This is a genomic window from Pseudomonas sp. GW823-FHT06E10 (genome assembly GCF_058794995.1).
In genome coordinates this window covers 243,782-268,761 of record NZ_JBXAHJ010000007.1, presented here as the reverse complement: position 1 = coordinate 268,761, position 24,980 = coordinate 243,782, and the positions used below count along the sequence as shown (strand labels likewise).

Below are 24,980 nucleotides of genomic sequence, written 5' to 3'. Positions count from 1 at the left end.
TATTGTTATTGATCGACTGATTGAAGGACTTCAGTTGCAGTGGATTTGCGAAGGGGAACGGGACGACGAGCGCCCAACAGCACATGGGTGACCATGCCGAAAATCAGCCCCCAGAACGCCGCGGACAACCCGAACAACGACATGCCCGAAGCCGTGACCAGAAAGGTCACCAGCGCGGCTTCGCGATCGCTTGGTACTGCCATCGCGCCGGTCAACGCGCCGGCAATGGCGGCGAACAGGGCCAGCCCGGCCAGCGCCGCGATCAACTCTTTGGGGAACGCTGAAAACAGCGAGACCAGCGTGGCGCCGAAGATCCCCAGCAGCAGGTAGCACAGGCCGCCGACGACCCCGGCCACGTAGCGTTTGCGAGGATCTTCGTGAGCTTCGCGACCGGTGCAGATCGCCGCGGTGATCGCCGCCAGATTCAGCCCATGGCAACCAAACGGCGCCAGCAATGCCGTGCCCAGCGCGCTACTGGCGATGATCGGGCTCGCTGGCGTCGGATAGCCACTGGCGCGCAGCACCGCCATGCCGGGTACGAACTGACCGGTCAGCGCCACCATCACCAGCGGCAAGGCGATGTTCAGGATCGCGCCCAGGCTGAACTCGGGCGTGATCCATACCGGCGTGGCCAGGCCGATCACCAGCGCGTCACGATGCAAATCACCGGTGAACGCGGCAATCGAACAGCCCATCAGCAGCACCATCATCACCGCATAACGCGGCATCACACGCTTGCAGATCAGGTAGCAGGCAAACATCGCCAGGACCAGCAACGGCTTGCGCTGCATCGACACGAACAAGCCAGTGCCGAAACTGAACAGGATCCCCGCCAGCATCGCCGCCGCGATGGCGGCGGGCAGCTTGCTGATGATCCGGTCGAAAGCGCCCGAGATGCCAACCACGAAAATGATCAGGCTGCTGACCAGATACGCCCCCACGGCCTCTGCCATGGAGATGTCCGGCAACAGCGTCACCAGCAACGCCGAGCCCGGCGCCGACCAGGCGATGATCACCGGAACGCGGAAGCGCAGGCTCAAGCCGATGCCGAGCACGGCGCTGCCGATGGAGATCGCCCAGATCCAGGACGACAACACTTCCCGCGAAAGATGTGCCGCTTCTGCCGCCTGAAAGATGATCACCAACGGGCCGGCGTAGGAAATCACCGTGGCAATGAATCCAGACACGGCGGCTGACAACGAGAAGTCCTGGAAAAACGCTTTCATGATTCAGGCACCGGTCGCTGACAACGCTGGGTTGACGCCCGCAGCGCTGCGTCGGCTGCTGATGGCGAACACGGTCATGGCCAGGGCCGCCACCGCACCGGGCAGGGCAAACGCCATGAAGTTCAGTTGCAGGGGCAAGCTGATCCCGAGCAAGGCACCACCCAGCAGCGGACCGACGATGGCCCCGTTGCGCCCAATGCCCGACGCCCAGCCCAGACCGGTAGACCGAATCGTCATGGAGTAAAACTGCGCGGCACAGGCGTACAAAAGAATCTGCGAGCCAATGGTGGTGGCACCCGCAATGGCGATCAGCAAGTACAACACCGGCATCGGGCTGTTGAAGCCCAACAGCGTGATCGACACCGCCGCCATGGCGAAAAACACCGCCAGCACTCTCGGCAGATTGAGTTTGTCGCCCAGCACCCCGCCACCGACCGCGCCGAAGATCGCCCCGAAGTTCAACACCAGCAGGAACGACAGGCTCGAACCCAGGCTGTAACCGGCGTTGGCCATCAGTTTCGGCAGCCAGGAACTCAGCGCGTACACCATCAACAGGCAGCAGAAAAACGCCAGCCACAGCATCAGCGTGCGCAGCGCACGGCCTTCACGGAACAACTGCAACACCGGGGTGCCCGTGCCTTTCACTTCGGCCATGTGCAATTGATCAGAGGTTTGCGCGACGTAGGCCGGATCGATGCGTTGAAGAATATTGCGCGCCTCTTCATTACGCCCCTGACGCAACATGAAGCCCACCGATTCGGGCAGGAAATACATGATCAGCGGCAACAACAGCAACGGCAGGACCGCCACGTAAAACACCGACTGCCAGCCGAAACTCGGGATCAGCACAATGCCCAGTCCGGCGGACAGCATGCCGCCCACCGAGTAACCGCTGAACATGATCGCGACCAGAGTGCTGCGGATTTTTTTCGGCGCGTACTCGTTCATCAGTGCCACGACGTTAGGCATCACGCCGCCAATGCCGAGCCCGGCAATGAAGCGACAGAGGCCGAACTCGGTGGGGTTTCGGGCGAAACCATTGAGCACGGTGAAGCCACTGAAGAGCATCACGCAGATCGTGATGGCTTTTTTGCGACCGATCCTGTCCGACAGCGGACCGAAGAACAGCGCACCGAACATCATGCCGAACAGTGCATAACTGCCCAGTGCACCGGCTTGCAGAGGACTGAGCCCCCACTCTTTCATCAGCATCGGCAAGACCACGCCGTAGATCACCAGATCGTAACCGTCGAAGATGATGATCAGGGCACACCAGAACAGCACCATCCAGTGAAAGCGGTTGAAACGAGCGTTGTCGATAACCTCATGTACGTCGATCTTGCGCATGGCATATATCTCTTGTTGTTGTTTTTTTAGAGCGGCGGTAACACGGCTTACGTCCGTACAGCCGAGGGTAGAGCCGCCCGATACGTGGCAATATCCAGTGCGCGCAGACCACTATCCATTTTGTGCAGGGCCCTGAAACGGGCATGGGAGCGGGAGGCATTGACCCTCTCCGACAAATTGTCTTCTTTGCGATCACATTTGAACGCTAAGCTTGGGCCTATGGATGACTCAGATTACTTACGCCTGCTGACCATCGCGGCCGAGCAAGCCAACGCGTTCCTGTCCAATGCCCGCAAGTGGGAGCGTGAGCGTTGGGTCTGCCAGCGCCTGCTGCAAGGCTTGAACATTCCCTATCGCGCCGATGAGTTCGCCCCCGCCGGGGAGCCGCCGGATGTGTTGTTTCGCGATGCCAGTTTCGAGGTGTTCTTCGTGCTCGACGAGGGCCGGCGCCTCAACGATGAATGGCGCGACGAATTGCAACGCCGACGCAGCGCGTTTTCCCTGAGCCAACTGGTGCGCCGCGAGGCCAAGCCACGACGCATCCCCGCCAACGAGTTCTTGCTGCGATTGGCGCCGACCTTGCGCAAAAAAGCGCACAACTACAAAGAGCGCGGCATGGATCTGGGTGAGCTGGACATCATTGCCTTCGCCAGCCTCAAACGCGAAGTACTGGACCTCAACAGCCATTTCCCGCCGCCGACCGAATACCTGCGCCAGGGCTGGCGCTCGCTGTCATTGGTTGGGCCGACATTCGCCCGCGTGCTGTTCGCTCACCCGGATGCGCCGGACTTCTTGCGCAGCAACCTGGGGCGCAGCATTGTGTTCGACGTCGGGATCAGTCTGTGAGCCCGCTGCAGGAGCTGATCGCCGAGGTGCCACAACAGGGGCGTGTACGCTGGATCGGCGTGCGCCCGCAATCACGTTCGGCGATGCTTGAACTCGATGCCGTGGAAGCGCGCCTGGAGGCCGGCCTGACCGGCGACCACGCCCGCCCCGGCGTGCGCAATGCGCGGCAGGTAACGCTGATTCAGTGGGAGCACCTGGCGGTGATCAGTTCACTGATGGGGCGAGCACAGGATCATCCGGTCCGGCCTGAAGATCTGCGGCGCAATCTCGTTATCAGTGGCATCAATCTGTTCAGCCTCAAGGGCCGCCGCTTCCGGATCGGCCAGGCAACGTTCGAAACCACCGGCTGGTGCCAGCCCTGCGCGCGCCTGGAAAGCAACCTGGGCATCGGCACCTTTCAGGCCGTGCGCGGACATGGCGGAATCACTGCCCGGGTGTTACAAAGTGGCATCATTCGCCTGGACGACATCGTTAGCGTCGAACCCATTCCGGACAGCGGCTATGCTGCGTTCAACCCTGGGTAAAAACACTGTAGCTTCTACACATTCAGCAACGTCTACTCCTGACGAGGCCCGATATGACCAGCCGCCTGAACCCCGACGACCAAAAGCATGTCGAAGAGTACCTGCAGTTGTCCCAGCACCAAGTCGAGCGTCGGCCTTTTCGGCCGTGGATGCTCCTGGTGCTGGTATTGGCAGTGACCATTGGTCTGGGCCTGTTGAGCCGACTTATCAGTTACCTGACGCTATGAGCTGCCTTGCGCTCGCTCGGGTAATTGCACCGATTTCCTTTAGCCTTGCGAGTTATCCCCATGTCCCATCGTATTGTCATTGTCGGCGGCGGCGCCGGCGGTCTGGAGTTGGCTACCCGTCTGGGTAAGACTCTGGGCAAGCGCGGTACGGCCAGCGTGATGCTGGTCGACGCGAACCTGACCCACATCTGGAAACCGTTGTTGCACGAAGTGGCGGCCGGTTCCCTGAACTCATCCGAAGACGAACTCAACTATGTCGCCCAGGCCAAATGGAACCACTTCGAGTTCCAGCTGGGGCGCATGAGCGGGCTCGATCGCGCGAAGAAAAAAATCCAGCTGGCCGCCACCTACGACGAAGCCGGTCTGGAGCTGGTGCCGGCCCGCGAAGTGCCTTACGACTCGCTGGTGATTTCCGTCGGCAGTACCACCAACGATTTCGGCACCCAGGGCGCGGCGCAACACTGCCTGTTCCTCGACACCCGCAAACAGGCCGAGCGTTTCCACCAGCAACTGCTCAATCACTATTTGCGCGCGCACGCCGGTCAGACCGACACGATCGAGCAAATCAGCGTGGCCATCGTCGGCGCCGGTGCCACCGGGGTCGAACTGGCCGCAGAACTGCACAACGCCGCCCACGAATTGGCAGCCTATGGTCTGGACCGGATCAAACCGGAAAACATGCACATCACCCTGATCGAAGCCGGTCCACGGGTGCTGCCGGCGCTGCCGGAGCGCATTGGCGGGCCTGTGCATAAAACCCTGGAGAAACTCGGGGTCAACGTCATGACCAATGCCGCTGTCAGCGAAGTGACGGCCGACAGCCTGATCACCGCCGACGGCAACGAAATCAAGGCCAGCCTGAAAGTCTGGGCCGCGGGGATTCGCGCACCGGGTTTCCTCAAGGACATCGATGGCCTGGAAACCAACCGCATCAATCAGCTGCAAGTGCTGCCGACCCTGCAAACCACCCGTGACGAAAACATCTTCGCGTTCGGTGATTGCGCCGCCTGCCCGCAACCGGGTAGCGACCGCAATGTGCCGCCACGCGCCCAGGCCGCTCACCAACAGGCTTCGCTGCTGGCCAAATCGTTGAAACTGCGCATCGAAGGCAAGGCGTTGCCGGAGTACAAGTACACCGACTACGGCTCGCTGATCTCGCTGTCGCGTTTTTCGGCTGTGGGTAACTTGATGGGCAACCTCACCGGCAGCGTGATGCTCGAAGGCTGGCTGGCGCGGATGTTCTACGTGTCGCTGTACCGCATGCACCAGATGGCGCTGTACGGGCCGTTCCGCACGGCGATGCTGATGCTGGGCAGCAAGATCGGTCGCGGCACCGAGCCGCGCCTCAAGTTGCACTAACACCTCAACCACTGTGGGAGCGAGCTTGCTCGCGATAGCGGTCTGGCATTCAGTACATGTGTTGAATGTCAGGCCGTCATCGCGAGCAAGCTCGTTCCCACACTGATTTTGCGGCGTTCTTGAGTTTCCTGCGGACAAAAAAAATCCCCGTATCTTTCGATACGAGGATTTTTAATATGGTCGGGGTAAGGGGATTCGAACTCCTGACATCCTGCTCCCAAAGCAGGCGCGCTACCGGACTGCGCTATACCCCGGTAAAAAAAAGGCACCTTTGAAAGGCGCCTTCTTCGATCAGCGCTTTTGGCCTCTGATCTTAAGATTCGATTCCAGCGCTAACTGGTTTCAAAAATGGTGGGTCGTGTGGGATTCGAACCTACGACCAATTGGTTAAAAGCCAACTGCTCTACCAACTGAGCTAACGACCCAAAAATGGTCGGGGTAAGGGGATTCGAACTCCTGACATCCTGCTCCCAAAGCAGGCGCGCTACCGGACTGCGCTATACCCCGGTTTGAAATTGGCTCCGTGACCAGGACTCGAACCTGGGACCCAATGATTAACAGTCATTTGCTCTACCGACTGAGCTATCACGGAACTACACATTTCAATTTACAACTTTGAAGCTTTACTGCGTTCTCTTCAACCCGTTCGCATCGCTGCGTTCGTGTGTCTGAGGCGCGCTATTCTACAATCTTCAGCACCTCTGTCAACCCCCTAAATTGCTTTCAAGTTAATGATTTGCAACTTATTTTGGATTCCTGCTTGGGGAGCGGAAACCCTGGCGGGTGACTTACTGCGGGGCGCACTTTACAAGCCTTTTCCTTTGAGTTCAACAGCCTAACGAAAAAAAGGCCTCGCAATGCGAGGCCTTTTCAATTTTGTTGCCGATCTGGATCAGACGAAGACGATTTCGTCGTTTTCCACCACACCGTGAGCGGTATCGCCCGGCATGAATCGACCGGACAGGATCAACTGCGCCAGCGGGTTCTCGATCCAGCGCTGGATAGCGCGCTTGAGCGGCCGTGCGCCATATACCGGGTCGTAACCGACCGCGATCAGCTTGTCCATCGCCTCAGGGCTGAGCTCAAGCTTCAGTTCCCGCTCGGTCAGGCGGCTGCGCAGGCGGCCCAGCTGGATCTCGGTAATGCCGGCGATCTGATCCCGCGCCAACGGCTCGAAGATCACCACTTCGTCGACCCGGTTGATGAACTCCGGCCGGAAGTGGCTGGAAATCGCATCCATCACCGCTGCACGCTGCGCCTCACGATCACCGACCAGTTCCTGGATCTGCACCGACCCCAGGTTGGAAGTCATGACAATCACGGTGTTCTTGAAATCCACCGTGCGGCCATGGCTGTCGGTCAGACGACCGTCTTCGAGCACTTGCAGCAAGATGTTGAACACATCCGGGTGCGCCTTCTCGACTTCGTCCATGAGGATCACCGAATACGGCTTGCGACGAACGGCCTCGGTCAGGTAACCGCCCTCTTCGTAGCCCACATAGCCTGGTGGCGCACCGATCAAGCGAGCCACGGAATGTTTCTCCATGAACTCGGACATGTCGATCCGCACCATCGCCTCTTCAGTATCAAAGAGGAATTCGGCCAGGGCCTTGCACAGCTCGGTTTTACCGACACCGGTCGGGCCGAGGAACATGAACGAGCCGCTTGGCCGGTTCGGGTCGGACAACCCGGCGCGGGAACGCCGCACCGCATTGGAAACCGCAACGACCGCTTCGTCCTGGCCGATCACACGCTGGTGCAACAGGCTTTCCATCTTCATCAGTTTTTCGCGCTCGCCTTCGAGCATTTTCGACACTGGAATACCGGTCCACTTCGAAACGACTTCGGCGATCTCTTCCTCAGTCACCTTGCTGCGCAGCAGCTGGTTTTCGGGTTTGCCATGCTGGTCGACCATTTGCAGGCTGCGTTCCAGGTCCGGGATCACCCCGTACTGCAACTCCGCCATGCGGTTCAGGTCGCCTTTGCGGCGGGCCGTTTCCAGCTCCTGACGGGACTGCTCGATTTTCTGCTGGATCTGCGCAGAACCCTGCACTTCGGCTTTTTCCGAGTTCCAGATTTCTTCGAGATCCGAGTACTCACGCTCATGCCTAGCGATTTCTTCCTGCAATTTTTCCAGACGCTTCTTCGCCGCGTCGTCGCTTTCTTTCTTCAGCGCCTGGGATTCCACCTTCAACTGAATCAGGCGACGCTCCAGACGGTCCAGCACTTCCGGCTTGGAGTCGATCTCCATGCGGATGCGGCTGGCGGCTTCATCGATCAGGTCGATGGCCTTGTCCGGCAACTGCCGGTCAGTGATGTAGCGATGGCTGAGCTTGGCCGCGGCAATGATCGCACCGTCGGTAATCGCCACCTTGTGGTGAACCTCATAACGCTCCTTGAGACCACGCAGGATGGCGATGGTGTCTTCTTCGCTCGGCTCGTCCACCAGCACTTTCTGGAAACGTCGCTCGAGAGCGGCGTCCTTCTCAATGTATTGGCGGTACTCGTTGAGCGTGGTGGCGCCCACACAGTGCAGCTCACCGCGGGCCAGGGCCGGCTTGAGCATGTTGCCCGCATCCATCGAGCCTTCGCCCTTGCCGGCGCCGACCATGGTGTGCAGTTCGTCGATGAACAGGATGATCTGCCCTTCCTGCTTCGACAGCTCATTGAGCAGGGATTTCAGGCGTTCTTCGAACTCACCGCGATACTTGGCCCCGGCGATCAGCGCCCCCATGTCCAGGGACAACAGGCGCTTGCCCTTGAGGCCATCCGGCACTTCGCCATTGATGATGCGCTGGGCCAGGCCTTCGGCGATGGCGGTTTTACCCACGCCAGGCTCACCGATCAGCACCGGGTTGTTCTTGGTACGACGTTGCAGCACCTGGATGGTCCGGCGAATTTCATCGTCACGGCCGATCACCGGGTCGAGCTTGCCGTCTTCGGCGCGCTTGGTCAGGTCGACGGTGTATTTATCCAGCGCCTGACGCGATTCTTCGTGGTTGGCGTCGTTTACCGCTTCGCCGCCACGCAGGTTGTTGATCGCATTTTCCAGGGCTTTCTTGCTCACGCCCTGGCCGAGCAACAGCTTGCCGAGCTTGCTGTTCTCGTCCATGGCGGCGAGCAGCACCAGCTCGCTGGAGATGAACTGGTCGCCCTTCTGCTGGGCCAGACGGTCGGCCTGGTTGAGCAGGCGCGCCAGATCCTGCGACATGTTCACGTCGCCGGTCGGGTTCTGGATTTTCGGTAGCTGGTCGAGCTCTTTGGTCAGCTCTTTACGCAGGCTGTTGACGTCGAAGCCCACCTGCATCAACAGGGGCTTGATCGAACCGCCCTGCTGTTCGAGCAAGGCTTGCATCAAGTGCGCCGGCTCGATGGCCGGATGATCGAGGCCGACTGCCAGGGATTGGGCATCGGACAACGCTAACTGCAATTTGCTGGTTAAACGGTCTATACGCATGGGTCACCTTCCTTTTGAGCAGGCCGGACCTATAAAACATCCTGAATGAAGAAACCTGCCAGATACCACAATAGATGTGGTCGATTCTGGGAGTTTCAAGCGTCGGGACGTTGATGCAGGTCAGGCAAGTCTAGCGGTCGCGCCCTGCCTTACGAATACTGTTCCTCTTTGGCGAGTGGCTGCTGTCGTCAGGCAAGGCGCCGCGACGAGTCATAGCCCGCTATGGCGAGGAGCGGCAACGCAGCATGACGGCAACAGACGCCGCCAAAGAGGAACAGTATTCGTGAGACAGGGCGCTACAGCCAGATCAGGGAGGCGAATCGGCCAGTGCGGGGCGCACGGCGGTAAGAAAAGAAGCGAGGATCGGTCACGGTGCAGAAACCGCCACCATAGACAGCCGTTACACCGCGAGCCGCCAGACGCAAACGCGCCAGCATATAGATGTCAGCCATGAACTTGTCGGGGTTTTGACTTGGCACGAAGGCTTCTGCGGCTTGAGGCAGTTGCTGCACGAAGGTTTCGCGCACTTCGGAGCCAACTTCAAACGCTTGTGGACCAATGGCCGGACCGAGCCACACCAATACCTCGGCAGGCGGTACCGCCAGACTGTCGAGCGTAGCTTCCAGCACACCCGCCGCCAACCCGCGCCAACCGGCATGAGCTGCCGCGACGCGAGTACCGGCACGGTCGCAAAACAGCGCAGGCAGGCAATCGGCGGTCATCGCCGCGCAGGCGACGCCCGGCGTTGATGTCCAACTGGCATCGGCAGTGTCCACCCGGCCTGGATTGGCATGGGCTACGACAATCCCGTGGACCTGCTGCAGCCAGGCCGGTTGAATGGAGAAATGATCGGTCAGACGACGGCGATTCTCGGCAACAGCTTCAGGGCTGTCGTCGACGTGATCGCCGAGATTGAGGCTGTCGAACGGCGCCACACTGACGCCGCCCGCACGGGTGGTCACACAGGCTTTGACCCCGGCCGGCGCGGGCCAGTCAGGAATCAGCCAGTCACTCATCCGATGAACGCCTCACGGTCTTGCTTGAGCAGGGTCAGCAACCAGACGAAATCTTCCGGCAATGGCGATTCCCAGCTCATGCGCTGACCGGTGGTCGGATGATCCAGTTCCAGGAAACGCGCATGCAGCGCCTGACGCGGGAAGTTTTTCAGCGACTCGACCATGGTTGGGTTGGCGGCCGGCGGAATACGGAAACGACCGCCATAGGCAGGATCTCCGACCAACGGATAGTTGATGTGCGCCATGTGCACGCGAATCTGGTGCGTACGACCGGTTTCCAGCTTCACCCGCACATGGGTGTGGGAGCGGAAGCGCTCGAGCACGCGGTAATGGCTGACGGCTTGCTTGCCACCCTCCATCACGGCCATGCGCTGGCGTTGCTGGCCGTGACGACCGATCGGCGCGTTGATCTTGCCACCGGCTGTCACCACACCGATCACGATGCACTCGTAGATCCGGCTGACGCTGCGGCTCTGCAACTGTGTAACCAGCTGCGTCTGCGCTTGAATGGTCTTGGCCACCACCATCAGACCGGTGGTGTCCTTGTCCAGGCGATGCACGATACCGGCGCGGGGCACATTGATGATGTCCGGCACGTGGTGCAGCAAGGCATTGAGCAAGGTGCCGTCGGCATGACCGGCAGCCGGGTGCACCACCAGGCCCGCAGGCTTGTTGATCACCAGGATGTCGTCGTCTTCATAGACGATATCCAGGGCTATGTCTTGAGCGACCCATTCGCCCTGAGCTTCCTGCTCGGCAGTCAGCTCAAGGATGGCGCCGCCGTGGACGATGTCTCGCGGGCGGATAACCGCCCCATCCACAGTCAGGCGGCCGTCTTTGATCCAGGCGGAAAGGCGCGAGCGCGAGTGCTCAGCGAATAATTGTGCGGCGACTTGATCGAGGCGTTGGCCGCCCAATTCGGACGGCACCTCTGCGCGAAGTTCAATTTTATCGGACATGCTCAGACTAGGCGTCGGCACAGCCTTTGGTTTCGGCTGCGCGCTTGTGGTTAAATACGGCGTCTTTTGCCCCGAGGCTATTCAACGGGGCGCTCATCATAACAGGACGGCCACGCCCAAGACAGCGGCCGTCATAGGGACGCAAGCCGCCATGCAAGTGAAACACCTGCTGCTGATCGCCATCCTCGCATTGACCGCTGCTTGCTCATCGAAGGAAGTCGTAGACGAAAACCTCAGTGAAGTCGAGCTGTACCAACAGGCTCAAAATGACCTGGACAACAGTAGCTACACCAGTGCCATCGCCAAGCTGAAGGCTCTGGAATCGCGTTATCCGTTCGGTCGCTATGCCGATCAGGCGCAACTCGAACTCATCTACGCCAACTACAAGAACACCGAGCCAGAAGCGGCCAAGTCCGCTGCGGAACGCTTCATTCGTCTGCACCCACAGCATCCGAACGTCGATTATGCCTACTACCTCAAAGGCCTGACTTCTTTCGACCAGGACGTCGGCCTGCTGGCGCGTTTCCTGCCGCTGGACATGACCAAGCGTGACCCGGGCGCCGCCCGCGACTCCTATAACGAGTTCGCCCAGCTGACCAGCCGCTTCCCGAACAGCCGTTACGCACCGGATGCCAAGCAGCGCATGATCTATCTGCGCAACCTGCTGGCGGCCTACGAAATTCACGTGGCCGACTACTACCTGACCCGTCAGGCCTATGTCGCCGCCGCGAACCGCGGTCGTTACGTGGTGGAAAACTTCCAGGAAACCCCTTCGGTCGGCGACGGCCTGGCGGTGATGACCGAGGCCTACCAGCGCCTGCACCTGGACGAACTGGCTGCCACCAGCCTGGAAACCCTGAAGCTCAACTACCCGAACCACCCGACGCTGGTGGACGGCCAGTTCGTACCGACCGTCGCCGAAGCGGACAACCGTTCGTGGCTGAGCAAGGCGACCCTGGGCCTGATCGAGTCCCGTCCGCCGCTGCCACCAGGCGAAACCCGCGCCAACCAGGACGTACAGAGGCAGTTCCAGGACGCCAAGGACGCCATCCCGAGCGAGCTCAAGCCTAAAGACGACAATGGCGACGCGATCGAAGAAGAAAATCACGAAGCGGAAGGCAACAACAGTGACCGCTCGTGGTTCAGCTACATGACCTTCGGCGTGTTCGACTGACACCCCGGGTTGTGCAAAAAGGGAGACTTTCGAGTCTCCCTTTTTTATTTCGGCGCTTTATTACACTGTGCGCCTGTCAGGTCCTTGGCTAAACTGCCGCTTCATCAATCAAAAAGCAGCTCACCATGCTTCGTTTATTGTTCTGGATTGCCCTGATTGCCGCTGCAGTGTGGTTCTGGCGCAAGTTCAAGGGTCAGGCTTCCACCCCCAGGCCCCCTGCCGAGCGGGACGCGGCGCCCATGGTCCGTTGCGCCCATTGTGGCGTTCACCTGCCCCGTGACCGCGCGCTGAGCCTCGACCAACGATGGTATTGCAGCCAGGCTCACCTCGAGCAAGACAAGGATTCCAGCGGCCGCTGACACGTCACCTAGCGGCCGATTAAGGACTATCGCGCGCACCCAAGGAACTGAAAGGCGCAGATCGACGTCTGACACAGATTATTCAAGACCTCTCTCTGCGAATGAACCGGGTAATCGAAAACGTCCTGCACCTGCAGCGCCGCGAGCAAATGTCGCCGCTACGGCTCGAGCTGAAATCACTGGAAATACTCGAAAATGAAGCCCCAGCCCGCCATATCAAAGGCCTGGGGCTTTATCTGTCCGGCCAGCCGGGCGAAAGCATTCTGTCCCGCCTAGACTTCAAGGCACGCCAGGAAAGCGGCTGCTTTTGCATGACCTTTGCTCTCGGACGGAACCCACGTTGAACACCAGACCACGACAAAAAGTCTTGATTGTCGATGACGAACCGGACATTCGCGAACTCCTGGAAATCACCCTGGGAAGGATGAAGCTGGAGACGTTCAACGCCCGCAACGTCGGCGAAGCGCAGTCCTTGCTGAAACGCGAAACCTTCGATCTATGCCTGACCGACATGCAGTTGCCGGACGGTACCGGCCTGGAGCTGGTGCAGCACATCCAGCAACGCCACCCCCGGGTCCAGGTGGCGATGATCACCGCCTATGACAGTCTCGAAAACGCGATCAGTGTGCTCAAGGCCGGGGCATTCGACTTCCTGACCAAACCGGTGGACCTTACGCGTCTGCGTGAGCTGGTCACCAGCGCCCTGCTGGTTCCTGCCCGCGGGGTCGGCATCGATCGTCGCTTGCTGGGCGACTCATTGCCCATGCGCAACCTGCGCGAACACATCACCAAACTGGCTGGCAGCCATGCGACGGTATACATCAGCGGAGAGTCCGGCAGCGGCAAGGAGTTGGTCGCGCGCCTGATCCACGATCAAAGCCCTCGCGCCAATCAGCCGTTCATTGCGATCAACTGCGCGGCGATTCCCTCGGAACTGTTGGAGAGCGAGTTTTTCGGCCATCGCAAAGGCAGTTTCAGCGGCGCCATCGAAGACAAGCCCGGCCTGTTCCAGACAGCTCACGGCGGCACCCTGCTGCTCGACGAAGTCGCCGACCTGCCGCTGTCCATGCAAGTCAAATTGCTGCGCGCGATTCAGGAGAAATCCGTACGCTGCGTTGGCGGGCAGCAGGAAGTGGCGGTGGATGTGCGCATTCTCTGCGCCACGCACAAGGACCTTGGTACCGAAGTCGCCGCCGGACGATTTCGTCATGATCTTTACTACCGTTTGAACGTGATCGAACTCCGGGTGCCGCCCTTGCGCGAGCGCCGTGATGACATCGAAATGCTAGCCAGCCACATTCTCAAGCGTCTGGCCGCCGATACCGGTCAACCTGCGGCGAGACTCCACCCCCTAGCCCTCGATGCGCTGAAGAGCTATCGCTTCCCGGGCAATGTGCGGGAACTGGAAAACATGCTCGAACGGGCGCACACCTTATGTGAGAACAAACAGATCGAAGCCGGCGACCTGCGCCTGGCTGAAGGCAACTATGGGGCTGAGGGTGGCGTGCCGGACCTGACCCGGATCGACAATCTGGAAGCCTACCTGGAAAACATCGAACGCCAACTACTGCTCCAGGCCCTGGAGGAAACCCGCTGGAACCGCACGGCGGCGGCTCAGCGGTTGAACCTGTCATTCAGGTCGATGCGCTATAGGCTCAAGAAGTTTGGATTGGATTGAGGCCCTTATCGCGAGCAAGCCGCTCCCACAGGGTCATTGGTGAACACAACAACTGCGAACACCTCAGAACCATTGCAGGAGCGAGCTTGCTCGCGATAGCGACCGTATAAACGACTGCGATCCAGCAGTCAGAGCCGCCCGGCAGGCGCATAAGGCGCCGGATCGATAATCGGCGCACGGCCCAGCATTACATCGGCAAACAGCTGGCATGACGCTGGCGCCAGCACCAGCCCGTTTCGGTAATGCCCGCAGTTGAGCCAGAGCCCATCAAAACCCGGCACCGGGCCGATGTAGGGAATGCCCTCGGGTGATCCCGGGCGCAATCCGGCCCAATGCCCCACCACTTCGGCATCGGCCAGCGCCGGGATCAATTCCACCGCGGACGCCTTCAGGCTTTCCAGTGCCGACCCGGTCGGCGTCTTGTCAAAGCCTTCATGCTCCAGCGTACTGCCGATCAATATGTGCCCGTCGCGCCGGGGAATCGCATAACGGCCCTTGGCCAGGACCATGCTCGGCAGGAAGTCCGCCGCACACTTGTAGAGAATCATCTGCCCTTTCACCGGTTCGACCGGCAGCGTCAGATCAAGAAGCTTGAGCAAATCACCGCTCCAGGCCCCCGCCGTCAGGACGACTTGATCGCCCGGGACAGCACCTGTGGAGGTCTGCACGCCGACCACTTTATTGCCCTCACGAACAAACCCGCTGACTTCGCACTGCTCATGGATCGTCACGTTCGGCAGCGCCAGCAACGCAGCCTTGAGTGACTTCACCAGACGCGGATTACGCACATTGGCGACGTCGGCCATGTAGATCGCCCGGGAAAAACCGCTGCCCAGCACCGGCACGGCGTCGTGTGCTGCCGAAATATCCACCGCGCTAAGCGGGCGATTTTCCCGGACAGCCCAAGCCAGCGCTTCAGCCTCGTCATCCAGATCCAGCCAGTACAGACCGGTGGTGTGCACTTCAGGATCAACGCCAGTGGCGGCAAACAAGCGCTCGCCCAGCTGTGGATAAAAGTCCTGGGACCAGTGAGCCAACGCGGTGACCGCCGGGCTGTATCGCCACGGGTAAAGCGGCGAAACGATGCCGCCGCCGGCCCAGGACGATTCCTGGCCGACGCTCGAGCGATCCAGCAGCACAACGCTTTGCACTTCGGAGGCGAGATTGAAGGCCGTCAGCAAACCAATCACCCCACCGCCGACAATCACCACTTGCTGTTGCCTGGTCATGTTCTGATCCAATCGTTAAATAGACAGAGGGTACAAAAGGCACCCGAAATAGAAACTCAGCGCCCCCAGCAGTCTTTGCTGGTCAGGCCGGATTTCGCGTTGACCATACCGAGCACACCGGTGTTGGTGATGGTCAGATCACCGCACTTGTCAGAGGCCATGCTCGAGTCAGCCTTGCGCACCGCCGTCAGCAGAAAGGTCTGGTCGGTCAGGGTCGGTGTGATGCTGTAGTAATCATTGCCGGTACTGAGGCCCGTCGCATCGGTGTAGGCATTTTTCTGCGAGTAGAAGCGCTCCAGGAGCTGCGCCTGCTCCGAGAGCAGACCGGCTACTTCTGCGCGACGGCCCTTGTTCAGGTATTCGGTGAAACTCGGGGCAGCAATGGTCATGACAATACCGATGATCGCAATCACGATCATGATTTCGATCAGGGTAAAACCGCGGTTGGAACTACGCATGCCTCAATTCTCACTCACTGTATTTGTCGCCACATGATGCGACGGCTGCTGCCGGATTTTTCCATCCCCGCAGTACCGTCGCCAGTGGAATCGTTCACGGCCCCGCCATTGTCGCTGGCGTCCTGGGTCGAATGTTCCCCGATAAAGATCACGCCATCGGATAGCGTGTCGCTGTTGTCGACCACTCCATCGGCGTTGCTGTCGAGCATCTTAACGCTGATCGCAGCGGGCAGCTTCAGGCAGACGGCCTTCAACCCCTGATTGCCATGGTAAAAACCGTACCAGTTGCCATTCGCCAGACACGTTGGCCGGTTCAGTGCCGGCGAATCCGGTGGCGTGGCAGCGTGCGCCGACACCGACAGGTTCAACGCGACTACCACACCGAACAGTTGTGACCACCGCCGGATATATTGCTCAGTACTTCGCATAGATGCTCTCCACCACACTGCGCGAATGCCCCGCAATGCCTACCGCCGTTACCCGATACAACGTCGCCGGGGTATTGATTGGCACATTCACCGCATCTCGGCTGACACCGATGTTTTGCACGCCATAAAAGCCGTTGCCCGATGCAATCCAGGTCACTCCGGACGAGGCGCTGAAACCGGCAGCGGTAATTGTCGAGGACTCGGACGGTGGTGCACATTGAACGATGCCGCTACAAACGGGTAGCGCATAACTGTCCCGCTGCACTGCACTCTCGCCCACCCGCAAGGCGGCTTCGGCACTCTGAAACGACTGGTTGCGCAAGGCGACGCTACCGGCCATTTTTTCCTGCAGGGTGGCGCTTTGCATCGATGAAAGACCGATCAGCGTCAGCAAGAGCAAGAACACCAGGCTGACCAATAGGGCCATGCCGCGCTGGGTGTAACACGTCATGGGAGACCGATTCATTGGCACCCTCTCATGGCAAGCGGTTGCGCAGAGCGGCAACCACGTTGAAGGTTTGATCGCTCACGCGGTGATTCGGATCGGTGAGGGTCAGGCTCAGGCGAACGCTACGAATCAGCGCGGGGTTCGGCGGGTTGCTGCTGTAGCGCGAAGCAGCCAGATCAGTGGCCGTACTGGCCAGGCCGAAGCTCACGTCGAAAGCGCCGACGTTATCCACCAATACCTGGCCTGCTGCAGCCCCGCCCTTCATGAGCAGTTGGTTGTTGTTGAAGCTGTAAATCAGCCGCCGGATCGGAAATGCCAGTTGCCCTGCCACTGGTGTCCGACCTTCACTGTAGGCCGTCGAATTGGTTCTACAATCGGAAAGCACGGTCCAGTCCGGCTTGTCGCCATTGCTGCCGACATCCGCCGTAACCAGCGTCAAACTGCGACTGCCATTGTCCCAACGGATCGGCGTTATACGATTGGCATGGAAATCACCTTTCTTGCTGGAATCAGTGATCCTTTCCAGGCAACCGAACATGCCGACCATGCGAATCTCCTGAATCATTTTGCTCAAAACGAAACGTGCGTCCTCCTGCATGTTCGCGGCCGCATTCTGGCTGAGATAGGTGTTCTTGGCCGCGATGAAAACCTGCACCACGCCCAGCACCACGATCAGGCTCAACGCCATGGCGATCAGCAACTCGACCAGGCTAAAACCCTTGCTGCGGCGCCTCACGGGATCACCATCGGATCAATGGCCGCGCGGCTGCTCAGGATGAAGCTGCGTCGTGAATCGGCAGTATTCGCGGCCCGTGAGTCGTCCCAGGTAATAGTGATGGTGTACACCTGCCGGTTGACGGTCACACTGCCCGTCGCGGAGGCTCCGAGTGAACTGACGATGTTGGCGTTGAAATCAAACAGGTCCTGATCCCGGGTAACGTCCGGATTGCCCGAGGCCGGCGGCGCAATGGTGTAATCCGCTGCGGCGTTGGCGCGAATGCGGTCCATCAGGTCGTAGGCGATAAAACTGGCCTGACTGGTCATGCGCGCACTGTCCGTGTACTTCAGCGCATTGAGCTGAAGCGCCGCCGCCCCCAGCAGGCCCACTCCCAGAATGACTAACGCCACCAGGACTTCGACCAGCGTCATGCCCTCCTGCGCGCCTTGCCTCCCTGCCCTCATCCGCAACTTCCACCCAATAGAATTCGTCCGTTCAAACACACCGTCAGCGTCCTGCTTTGTGCTCCCCGCCCATAGCTGATCACCACCTCTGAGGACGGTGATGACAATCCGCCCATGCTGTTGAAATCGATGGCAGTGACGTCAGAGGTTAGCGCCAGAGTTGCACCGCCGCTCATCGCCGGAACAACCCGCAATACATTGGCCAAAGCGCCAGTACCGTCGTAAACCGTCAGTTCCCCACTCCAGGCAACCCCACCGGCCGTTGGTCGCACCCGTGTGGCATTGCCCCGATCGATGGCTTCGAGCCGGGCAAAATTCAGGGCTCGTCGCAGGTCAGCGATTTCAGTATCCGCCCTCGTTGTTTGCATCGAGCGGGTAAACGCCGGGACAGCCAGAGTCAATAGAATCAGAAGGATCGCGATCGCGACCAGCAACTCGATCAGCGTGAAACCTTTTGTAGGATGATCCATCGGGGCCTTCTGCTTCCTTCGGCTATACCTGCTCTTGCGCAGCACAACATTCGAGCGATGCGGTGCGTTTGCGTTGCCATTTCTCGTGCAGGGATTGCGCGGGCCACAGCACGCCACGGAGGGAGATGTCATGCGGCAACAAGGCTTCAGCCTGATCGAACTGCTCATGGGACTGGCAATTACAGGAATTGTTCTGCAGTTGGTCAGCCCGGCGTTCGCAACGCTGATCGAGTCGAACCAAAGACAGCAAGCGGCGCAGACCCTTTTCAGCAGTATTCGCACCGCCCGGAGCGAAGCCATCGTCCGCAACCAGGCCGTGGTGATTCACGGCATCAATGGCGACTGGAGCCAAGGCTGGCGGATGATTCTGGATATCAGCGGCAAGGGGGAGATGGACAGCGACAATCCACTGCTGGCCGAACGCCAGAGCGGCGCACGCGTGTCGATTGTAGGGAACGGTCCGGTCGAAAGCTCCATACGATTCAGAGGTCAGGGCGAGTCACTGATTGGAGGGACGTTATACATTTGCACCGTTCGCGAACCGGTAAGCCAACATCAAGTGGTGTTGGCACGGACCGGTCGCGTCAGCCTGCGCAACGACAAGGTTGGGCAGCCGTTATGCGAAAAAAGGAATAAATTCAGAGCAACGAACGAACGCGCAGTTCTTTAGGCATCGAGAACGTGATGTTCTCCTCGCGACCTGCCAATTCATCGGCACCGGTGGCACCCCAGGCCTGCAACTGCTGGATCACGCCGCGCACCAGGACCTCCGGGGCGGATGCGCCAGCGGTGATGCCGATACGCTCGACGCCGTCGAACCAGCTCTTTTGCAGGTCTTCGGCACCGTCGATCAGGTAGGCCGGAGTGGACATGCGCTCTGCCAATTCGCGCAAGCGATTGGAGTTCGAGCTGTTCGGACTGCCGACCACCAGCACCACATCACATTCGTCGGCCAGTTGCTTGACCGCGTCCTGACGGTTTTGCGTGGCGTAGCAAATGTCGTCCTTGCGCGGTCCACCGATGGCCGGGAAGCGCGCACGCAGAGCGTCGATAACGCGACTGGTATCGTCCATCGACAATGTGGTCTGGGTCACGAAGGCGAGCGCTTCAGGGTTTTTCACCTGCAAAGCCGCGACATCCTTCTCGTCTTCGACCAGGTAGATCGCGCCGCCATTGCCAGCATCGTACTGGCCCATGGTGCCTTCGACTTCCGGGTGACCGGCGTGGCCGATGAGAATGCACTCTCGGCCGTCACGGCTGTAGCGCGCCACTTCGATGTGGACTTTGGTCACCAGCGGGCACGTGGCGTCGAACACTTTCAACCCACGGCCAGCCGCTTCGCTGCGCACGGCCTGGGAAACGCCGTGGGCACTGAAGATCACGATGACGTCGTCCGGCACCTGATCCAGCTCTTCGACGAAGATCGCACCACGGGAGCGCAGGTCTTCGACGACAAATTTATTGTGGACCACTTCGTGGCGTACATAGATCGGCGGCCCGAAGACTTCCAGGGCGCGGTTGACGATTTCGATCGCCCGGTCCACACCGGCGCAGAAGCCACGGGGGTTGGCGAGTTTGATTTGCATGCTGTGCCTCGTGTCTTGCGCGCGAAAACAATGAAAAACAAACTGTGGGAGCGAGCTTGCTCGCGATGGCGGAGTGTCAGTCAATATCAATATTGAATGTCAGGCACTCATCGCGAGCAAGCTCGCTCCCACAGGGTCCGGTGGCAACAGAAGCTGCCCCGTAATGCCTTACAGCGCTTTGACGGAGATGATCTCTACGTCAAAGGTCAACGTCTTGCCCGCCAGCGGGTGGTTGAAGTCGATGGTCACTTGCGCGTCATCGAACTCTTTGACCACGCCCGGCAATTCAGTATTGGCCGCATCGTTGAAGATCACCAGCAAACCTGGCGACAGCTCCATGTCCTGGAACTGTGAACGCGGGATGATCTGCAGGTTTTGCGGGTTGGGCTGGCCGAAAGCGTTTTCCGGCTCGATGCTCAGCGTGCGCTTGTCACCGGCCTTGAAACCGAACAGCGCCGCTTCGAAACCTGGCAACAGGTTGCCGTCACCGACCTTGAAGGTCGCCGGGGCTTTATCGAAGGTGCTGTCCACCGTGTCGCCGTTCTCCAGGCGCAATGCGAAATGCAAGGTGACTTCCGTGTTCTGGCCGATGCGTTGCTCAGCCAATACCTGTTCAGTCATGAACGGTTTCTCCGGTCTTTTTACTTTTGAACATATCCAGTGCCAGCATGACAGCACCAACCGTGATTGCGCTGTCGGCAAAGTTGAACGCCGGGAAATACCAGCGATTCTGCCAATGCACCAGAATGAAATCGATCACATGGCCCAGGGCAATGCGGTCATACAGATTGCCCAGCGCGCCGCCGAGCACCAGTGCCAGCGCAACCGCCAGCCAGGTCTCGTTGCGCCCCAGACGCTTGAGCCACACCACCAGCACCGCACTGACCACGACAGCGATCAACGCGAACAGCCAGCGCTGCCAGCCGGAGCTGTCAGCCAGGAAGCTGAACGCCGCACCTGTGTTGTAGGCCAGGGTCCAGCTGAAGTAATCGGGGATGATTACGATCTGCTGGTACATCTGGAGCTTGCCTTCGAAGTAGAACTTGCTGGCCTGGTCGATGACCAGGACCAGCAAACTCAACCAGAGCCAGCTCAGCCGTCCGAAACGGCCAACGGCATTAGGCATAGTGACGGACCTCGCCAGCGCCGCTGATGTTGTCGACGCAACGGCCGCAGATTTCCGGATGCTCCGGGTTCACACCGACGTCTTCACGGCAGTGCCAGCAACGAGCGCACTTGGCGTGGCCCGACTTGACGATTTTCAGCTTCAGGCCGCTGACTTCAGTGACCACGGCATCGGCCGGTGCTTGCACCAATGGCGCAACACTGGCGGTCGAAGTGATCAGTACAAAGCGCAGTTCGTTGCTCAACTTGGCCAGGTCGGCGGTGAGCGCGTCTTCGGCGAACAGCGTCACTTCGGCCTGCAGGTTGCCACCGACAGCCTTGGCTGCACGCTGGATTTCCATTTCCTTGTTGACCGCGACCTTGACCGCCATGATCCGGTCCCAGTAAGCGCGATCCAGCTCGATGCCTTCCGGCAGTTCGCTCAGGCCTTCGTACCAGGTGTTGAGCATGACAGACTCGTTACGCTCGCCCGGCAGGTACTGCCACAATTCGTCGGCGGTGAACGCCAGGATCGGCGCGATCCAGCGCACCAGCGCCTCGGAGATGTGGAATAGCGCAGTCTGGCAGGAACGACGGGCCTTGCTGTCGGCTCCAGTGGTGTACTGACGATCCTTGATGATGTCGAGATAGAAGCCGCCCAGTTCCTGCACGCAGAAGTTGTGGATCTTCGAGTACACGTTCCAGAAGCGGTATTCGCCGTAGTGCTCTTGCAGTTCGCGTTGCAACAGCAGGGTACGGTCCACGGCCCAACGGTCCAGAGCCAGCATTTCTTCGGCCGGCAGCAGGTCGGTGGCCGGGTTGAAGCCGGTCAGGTTCGAAAGCAGGAAACGCGCGGTGTTACGGATACGCCGGTAGGCGTCCGCACTACGTTGCAGAATCTGCTCGGAAACCGCCATTTCACCCGAATAGTCGGTCGAAGCGACCCACAGACGCATGATGTCGGCACCCAGGGTGTCGTTGACTTTCTGTGGCGCGATCACGTTGCCCAGGGACTTGGACATCTTGCGGCCGGACTCGTCGACCGTGAAGCCGTGAGTCAGCAGTTCGCGATACGGTGCGTGGTTGTCGATGGCGCAACCGGTCAGCAGCGACGAGTGGAACCAGCCACGGTGTTGGTCCGAACCTTCCAGGTACAGGTCGGCGCGCGGGCCGGTTTCGTGACCCATCGGGTGCGAACCGCGCAGAACGTGCCAGTGCGTAGTACCCGAGTCGAACCAGACGTCCAGGGTGTCGCTGATCTTGTCGTACTGCGGCGCTTCATCGCCCAGCAGTTCGGCGGCGTCCAGCTTGAACCAGGCCTCGATGCCTTCGACTTCAACGCGCTTGGCCACGACTTCCATCAGCTCGACGGTACGTGGGTGCAGTTCGCCGCTTTCCTTGTTCAGGAAGAACGGGATCGGCACGCCCCAGTTGCGCTGACGGGAAATGCACCAGTCCGGACGGTTGGCGATCATCGAGTGCAGGCGCGCCTGGCCCCAGGCCGGGACGAACTTGGTGTCTTCGATGGCCTTGAGCGAACGCTGGCGCAGGGTGTCGCCGGTGGTCGGCTGCTTGTCCATGCCGATGAACCACTGCGCGGTGGCGCGGTAGATCAGCGGGGTCTTGTGGCGCCAGCAGTGCATGTAGCTGTGTTCGATGACGGTGGTGTGCAGCAACGCACCGACTTCGGTCAGTTTGTCGACGATGGCCGGGTTGGCCTTCCAGATGAACTGGCCGCCGAAGAATTCCAGCGACGGAACGTAAACGCCGTTGCTTTGGACCGGATTGAGGATGTCATCGTTGACCATGCCGTACTTCTTGCAGGTCACGAAGTCGTCCACGCCGTAGGCCGGAGATGAGTGAACCACACCGGTGCCGGCGCCCAGTTCAACGTAGTCGGCCAGGTAAACCGGCGACAGACGGTCGTAGAACGGGTGACGGAAGTTGATCAGTTCCAGCGCTTTACCGGTGGTGGTCGCAACGACCGAGCCTTCCAGCGAGTAGCGCGCCAGGCACGACTCGACCAGCTCTTCAGCCAGCACCAGCAGTTTGTCGCCGACGTCGACCAGGGCGTAGTTGAATTCCGGGTGAACGTTCAGCGCCTGGTTGGCCGGGATGGTCCACGGGGTGGTGGTCCAGATCACGATCGAGGCAGGCTTGCCCAGCGACGGCAGACCGAAAGCGGCAGCCAGTTTGGCTTCATCGGCAATCGGGAAGGCCACGTCGATGGTCGAGGACTTCTTGTTTTCGTACTCGACTTCCGCTTCGGCCAGGGCCGAACCGCAGTCGAAGCACCAGTTCACAGGCTTCAAGCCCTTGAACACGAAACCGCCCTTGACGATTTCGGCCAAGGCACGGATTTCACCGGCCTCGTTCTTGAAGTCCATGGTCTTGTACGGGTTGGCGAAGTCACCCAGCACACCCAGGCGGATGAACTCGGACTTCTGCCCTTCGATCTGCTCGGTGGCGTAGGCCCGGCACAGTTCGCGGGTCTTGTCCGCGCCCAGGTTCTTGCCGTGGGTCACTTCGACCTTGTGCTCGATCGGCAGGCCGTGGCAGTCCCAGCCCGGAACATAAGGCGCGTCGAAGCCCGACAGGGTCTTCGAGCGGATGATCATGTCCTTGAGAATCTTGTTCAGCGCATGACCGATGTGAATCGAGCCGTTGGCGTACGGAGGGCCGTCGTGCAATACGAACTTCGGACGATCCTTGCCAATCTCGCGCAACTTTCCGTACAGGCCAATACTGTCCCAGCGCTGCAGGATCTGCGGTTCGCGCTGTGGCAGGCCGGCCTTCATTGGGAAGGCGGTGTCCGGAAGGTTTAGCGTGGCTTTATAGTCGGTCATTTAAGGCTCTTCATTAGCGATGGGCGCTAGGTGCGGCTAGTGCACGGGCGGCGGCGACATCCGCGTTGATCGCCGTTTTCAACGCCTCCAGAGAGGCGAAACGCTGCTCTTCACGCAGCTTGTGGTGGAAAACCACCGTTAAACGCCGGTCATACAGATCGCCGGCAAAATCTAAAAGATGTATTTCGAGGTGGGCCTTGCCATCACCTTGTACCGTTGGCCGTACGCCGATATTGGCGACGCCTGGCCAGGTCTTGCCGTCGATGTCGACGTTGACCAGGTAAACCCCGGAAAGCGGAACGCGACGGCGCTTGAGTTGTATGTTGGCCGTGGGCGTACCCAACTGGCGAGCCAGCTTCTGGCCGTGGAGTACCCGCCCGGTAATCTGGAACGGGCGACCTAGCAGTCGCTCGGCCAAGGCAAAATCAGCTGCGGCCAGGGCATTGCGGACCTGAGTGCTGCTGACGCGAATACCATCCAGTTCAACGGTTTGCGCCGCCTCGACGGTAAAACCCTGAACGATGCCGGCCTGTTGCAGGAAATCGAAATCTCCCGCGCGGTCACAGCCGAAACGGAAGTCATCCCCGACCTCCAGGTGCTGGACGCCAAGACCATCGACCAGAATGGTATCGACGAACTCACTGGCACTGAGCTTGCTCAGGCGCTGGTTGAAAGCCAGGCACAGAACACGGTCGACGCCTTCGGCAGCCAGCAATTGCAGCTTGTCCCGCAGGCGGGCCAGACGGGCCGGCGCGGTGTCCGGAGCGAAGAACTCTCGCGGTTGCGGCTCGAAAATCACCACGCAGCTGGGCACGCCCAACTCGAGTGCACGCTCACGCAGGCGCGCCAGGATAGCCTGGTGGCCGCGGTGTACACCGTCAAAGTTGCCAATAGTGGCGACACAGCCCCGATGCCGGGGGCGCAGATTGTGGAGGCCTCGAACCAGCTGCATAACGCGCTTCTTGCTCATAAAGTGGTCGATTATAACCACACCCGGCGGCCGACGACAGGCAACACCGTAACCCAAAGTGATCGAGCCGACAAAACCGCCGGCTCG

25 protein-coding genes, 4 tRNA genes and 1 pseudogene are annotated in these 24,980 nt (G+C 59.9%); 9 read left to right on the top strand and 21 right to left on the bottom strand.

Translation table 11 applies throughout. The annotated features are described in order from the left end of the window. Positions 1–5: 5 nt before the first annotated feature. Together AC1Q6Y_RS14385 and AC1Q6Y_RS14380 are read right to left on the bottom strand one after the other, a co-directional pair. On the bottom strand, positions 6–1,226 hold the full coding sequence (locus AC1Q6Y_RS14385; RefSeq protein WP_492624720.1) for a benzoate/H(+) symporter BenE family transporter: 1,221 nt from the start codon (positions 1,224–1,226) through the stop codon (positions 6–8). 3 nt (positions 1,227–1,229) lie between these two features. Beyond that, entirely contained in the window at positions 1,230–2,573 is a 1,344-nt protein-coding gene (locus tag AC1Q6Y_RS14380) for an aromatic acid/H+ symport family MFS transporter (RefSeq protein WP_053162496.1), read from the bottom strand. A 219-nt stretch (positions 2,574–2,792) separates the two neighbouring features. Between AC1Q6Y_RS14380 and AC1Q6Y_RS14375 the strand changes: the two genes are divergently transcribed. From AC1Q6Y_RS14375 to AC1Q6Y_RS14360, 4 genes are read left to right on the top strand one after another with little or no spacing between them, the layout of a single operon-like run. Further along, the gene (locus AC1Q6Y_RS14375; RefSeq protein WP_007970534.1) at positions 2,793–3,419 is read left to right on the top strand and encodes a DUF1780 domain-containing protein; all 627 of its coding nucleotides are present in this window, start codon (positions 2,793–2,795) and stop codon (positions 3,417–3,419) included. Next, entirely contained in the window at positions 3,416–3,943 is a 528-nt protein-coding gene (locus AC1Q6Y_RS14370; protein ID WP_057713255.1) for an MOSC domain-containing protein, read from the top strand. The genes AC1Q6Y_RS14375 and AC1Q6Y_RS14370 overlap by 4 nt, the downstream gene beginning before the upstream one ends. A 53-nt stretch (positions 3,944–3,996) precedes the next feature. Beyond that, positions 3,997–4,170 carry a DUF3094 domain-containing protein gene (locus AC1Q6Y_RS14365; RefSeq protein ID WP_007970531.1) on the top strand — a complete coding sequence of 58 codons (174 nt, stop codon included), beginning with the start codon at positions 3,997–3,999 and terminating at the stop codon, positions 4,168–4,170. Positions 4,171–4,230: 60 nt separating this feature from the next. After that, entirely contained in the window at positions 4,231–5,529 is a 1,299-nt protein-coding gene (locus AC1Q6Y_RS14360) for an NAD(P)/FAD-dependent oxidoreductase (protein ID WP_090451465.1), read from the top strand. Between the two features lie 177 nt (positions 5,530–5,706). On the opposite strand, the gene AC1Q6Y_RS14355 is transcribed toward AC1Q6Y_RS14360, so the two are convergent. From AC1Q6Y_RS14355 to rluD, 7 genes are all read right to left on the bottom strand, one after another. Further along, positions 5,707–5,783: transfer RNA gene (locus AC1Q6Y_RS14355), tRNA-Pro, on the bottom strand. Between the two features lie 95 nt (positions 5,784–5,878). Further along, a tRNA-Lys gene (locus AC1Q6Y_RS14350) sits at positions 5,879–5,954 on the bottom strand. A 5-nt stretch (positions 5,955–5,959) separates the two neighbouring features. Then, a tRNA-Pro gene (locus AC1Q6Y_RS14345) sits at positions 5,960–6,036 on the bottom strand. Between the two features lie 9 nt (positions 6,037–6,045). Beyond that, positions 6,046–6,121 (bottom strand) — tRNA-Asn (locus AC1Q6Y_RS14340). Positions 6,122–6,421: 300 nt separating this feature from the next. Further along, positions 6,422–8,986, bottom strand: a complete 2,565-nt coding sequence (gene clpB / locus AC1Q6Y_RS14335; RefSeq protein ID WP_349736306.1) for an ATP-dependent chaperone ClpB — start codon at positions 8,984–8,986, stop codon at positions 6,422–6,424. Between the two features lie 296 nt (positions 8,987–9,282). Beyond that, complete coding sequence (pgeF, locus tag AC1Q6Y_RS14330; protein ID WP_492624719.1) at positions 9,283–10,002, bottom strand: peptidoglycan editing factor PgeF; 720 nt, start codon at positions 10,000–10,002, stop codon at positions 9,283–9,285. Continuing rightward, the gene (gene rluD, locus AC1Q6Y_RS14325) at positions 9,999–10,961 is read right to left on the bottom strand and encodes a 23S rRNA pseudouridine(1911/1915/1917) synthase RluD (protein ID WP_008052092.1); all 963 of its coding nucleotides are present in this window, start codon (positions 10,959–10,961) and stop codon (positions 9,999–10,001) included. Before rluD ends, pgeF begins: the two co-directional genes overlap by 4 nt. A 151-nt stretch (positions 10,962–11,112) precedes the next feature. Between rluD and AC1Q6Y_RS14320 the strand changes: the two genes are divergently transcribed. The 4 genes and pseudogenes from AC1Q6Y_RS14320 to AC1Q6Y_RS14305 all read left to right on the top strand — a co-directional run bounded on the left by AC1Q6Y_RS14320 (position 11,113) and on the right by AC1Q6Y_RS14305 (position 14,172). Continuing rightward, positions 11,113–12,135 carry an outer membrane protein assembly factor BamD gene (locus AC1Q6Y_RS14320; protein ID WP_057713251.1) on the top strand — a complete coding sequence of 341 codons (1,023 nt, stop codon included), beginning with the start codon at positions 11,113–11,115 and terminating at the stop codon, positions 12,133–12,135. Positions 12,136–12,260: 125 nt separating this feature from the next. Continuing rightward, complete coding sequence (locus AC1Q6Y_RS14315; protein WP_057713250.1) at positions 12,261–12,494, top strand: PP0621 family protein; 234 nt, start codon at positions 12,261–12,263, stop codon at positions 12,492–12,494. Positions 12,495–12,520: 26 nt separating this feature from the next. Beyond that, a pseudogene (locus AC1Q6Y_RS14310) lies at positions 12,521–12,838 on the top strand (hypothetical protein); the annotation flags it as partial. Further along, the gene (locus AC1Q6Y_RS14305) at positions 12,835–14,172 is read left to right on the top strand and encodes a sigma-54-dependent transcriptional regulator (RefSeq protein ID WP_492624718.1); all 1,338 of its coding nucleotides are present in this window, start codon (positions 12,835–12,837) and stop codon (positions 14,170–14,172) included. The pseudogene AC1Q6Y_RS14310 and the gene AC1Q6Y_RS14305, both read left to right, overlap by 4 nt. Positions 14,173–14,300: 128 nt before the next feature. Here AC1Q6Y_RS14305 and thiO read toward each other — a convergent pair whose 3' ends face one another. From thiO to AC1Q6Y_RS14270, 7 genes are read right to left on the bottom strand one after another with little or no spacing between them, the layout of a single operon-like run. Then, a complete protein-coding gene (gene thiO / locus AC1Q6Y_RS14300; protein WP_492624717.1) occupies positions 14,301–15,401 on the bottom strand; it encodes a glycine oxidase ThiO in 1,101 nt (366 codons plus the stop codon). A 56-nt stretch (positions 15,402–15,457) separates the two neighbouring features. After that, positions 15,458–15,859 carry a type IV pilin protein gene (locus tag AC1Q6Y_RS14295; RefSeq protein ID WP_429522104.1) on the bottom strand — a complete coding sequence of 134 codons (402 nt, stop codon included), beginning with the start codon at positions 15,857–15,859 and terminating at the stop codon, positions 15,458–15,460. Positions 15,860–15,873: 14 nt separating this feature from the next. Next, entirely contained in the window at positions 15,874–16,287 is a 414-nt protein-coding gene (locus tag AC1Q6Y_RS14290; protein ID WP_492624716.1) for a hypothetical protein, read from the bottom strand. Continuing rightward, complete coding sequence (locus tag AC1Q6Y_RS14285) at positions 16,274–16,753, bottom strand: pilus assembly PilX family protein (RefSeq protein ID WP_492624715.1); 480 nt, start codon at positions 16,751–16,753, stop codon at positions 16,274–16,276. Before AC1Q6Y_RS14285 ends, AC1Q6Y_RS14290 begins: the two co-directional genes overlap by 14 nt. Positions 16,754–16,763: 10 nt before the next feature. Further along, a complete protein-coding gene (locus AC1Q6Y_RS14280) occupies positions 16,764–17,471 on the bottom strand; it encodes a PilW family protein (RefSeq protein ID WP_090451479.1) in 708 nt (235 codons plus the stop codon). Then, positions 17,468–17,917 (bottom strand): type IV pilus modification protein PilV, encoded by a 450-nt coding sequence (gene pilV, locus AC1Q6Y_RS14275; RefSeq protein WP_407516356.1) that lies wholly within the window; start codon positions 17,915–17,917, stop codon positions 17,468–17,470. The genes AC1Q6Y_RS14280 and pilV overlap by 4 nt, the downstream gene beginning before the upstream one ends. After that, complete coding sequence (locus tag AC1Q6Y_RS14270; RefSeq protein WP_340314589.1) at positions 17,914–18,387, bottom strand: GspH/FimT family pseudopilin; 474 nt, start codon at positions 18,385–18,387, stop codon at positions 17,914–17,916. Before AC1Q6Y_RS14270 ends, pilV begins: the two co-directional genes overlap by 4 nt. A 130-nt stretch (positions 18,388–18,517) precedes the next feature. Here AC1Q6Y_RS14270 and AC1Q6Y_RS14265 point away from each other — a divergent pair, with 130 nt between their 5' ends. Then, a complete protein-coding gene (locus AC1Q6Y_RS14265) occupies positions 18,518–19,057 on the top strand; it encodes a GspH/FimT family pseudopilin (RefSeq protein WP_492624714.1) in 540 nt (179 codons plus the stop codon). Here AC1Q6Y_RS14265 and ispH read toward each other — a convergent pair. The 5 genes from ispH to ribF all read right to left on the bottom strand — a co-directional run bounded on the left by ispH (position 19,026) and on the right by ribF (position 24,875). Further along, positions 19,026–19,973, bottom strand: coding sequence for a 4-hydroxy-3-methylbut-2-enyl diphosphate reductase (gene ispH / locus AC1Q6Y_RS14260; protein WP_090451485.1), 948 nt, complete (start codon positions 19,971–19,973; stop codon positions 19,026–19,028). The two genes, AC1Q6Y_RS14265 and ispH, sit on opposite strands and share 32 nt — an antisense overlap. A gap of 168 nt (positions 19,974–20,141) precedes the next feature. After that, positions 20,142–20,579 carry an FKBP-type peptidyl-prolyl cis-trans isomerase gene (gene fkpB, locus AC1Q6Y_RS14255; RefSeq protein ID WP_191622266.1) on the bottom strand — a complete coding sequence of 146 codons (438 nt, stop codon included), beginning with the start codon at positions 20,577–20,579 and terminating at the stop codon, positions 20,142–20,144. A gap of 7 nt (positions 20,580–20,586) precedes the next feature. Next, positions 20,587–21,099, bottom strand: a complete 513-nt coding sequence (gene lspA, locus AC1Q6Y_RS14250; RefSeq protein ID WP_007970932.1) for a signal peptidase II — start codon at positions 21,097–21,099, stop codon at positions 20,587–20,589. Continuing rightward, positions 21,092–23,923, bottom strand: a complete 2,832-nt coding sequence (gene ileS / locus AC1Q6Y_RS14245; RefSeq protein ID WP_492624713.1) for an isoleucine--tRNA ligase — start codon at positions 23,921–23,923, stop codon at positions 21,092–21,094. The genes lspA and ileS overlap by 8 nt, the downstream gene beginning before the upstream one ends. A 13-nt stretch (positions 23,924–23,936) precedes the next feature. Next, a complete protein-coding gene (ribF, locus tag AC1Q6Y_RS14240) occupies positions 23,937–24,875 on the bottom strand; it encodes a bifunctional riboflavin kinase/FAD synthetase (protein ID WP_173677972.1) in 939 nt (312 codons plus the stop codon). Between the last annotated feature and the right edge of the window lie 105 nt (positions 24,876–24,980).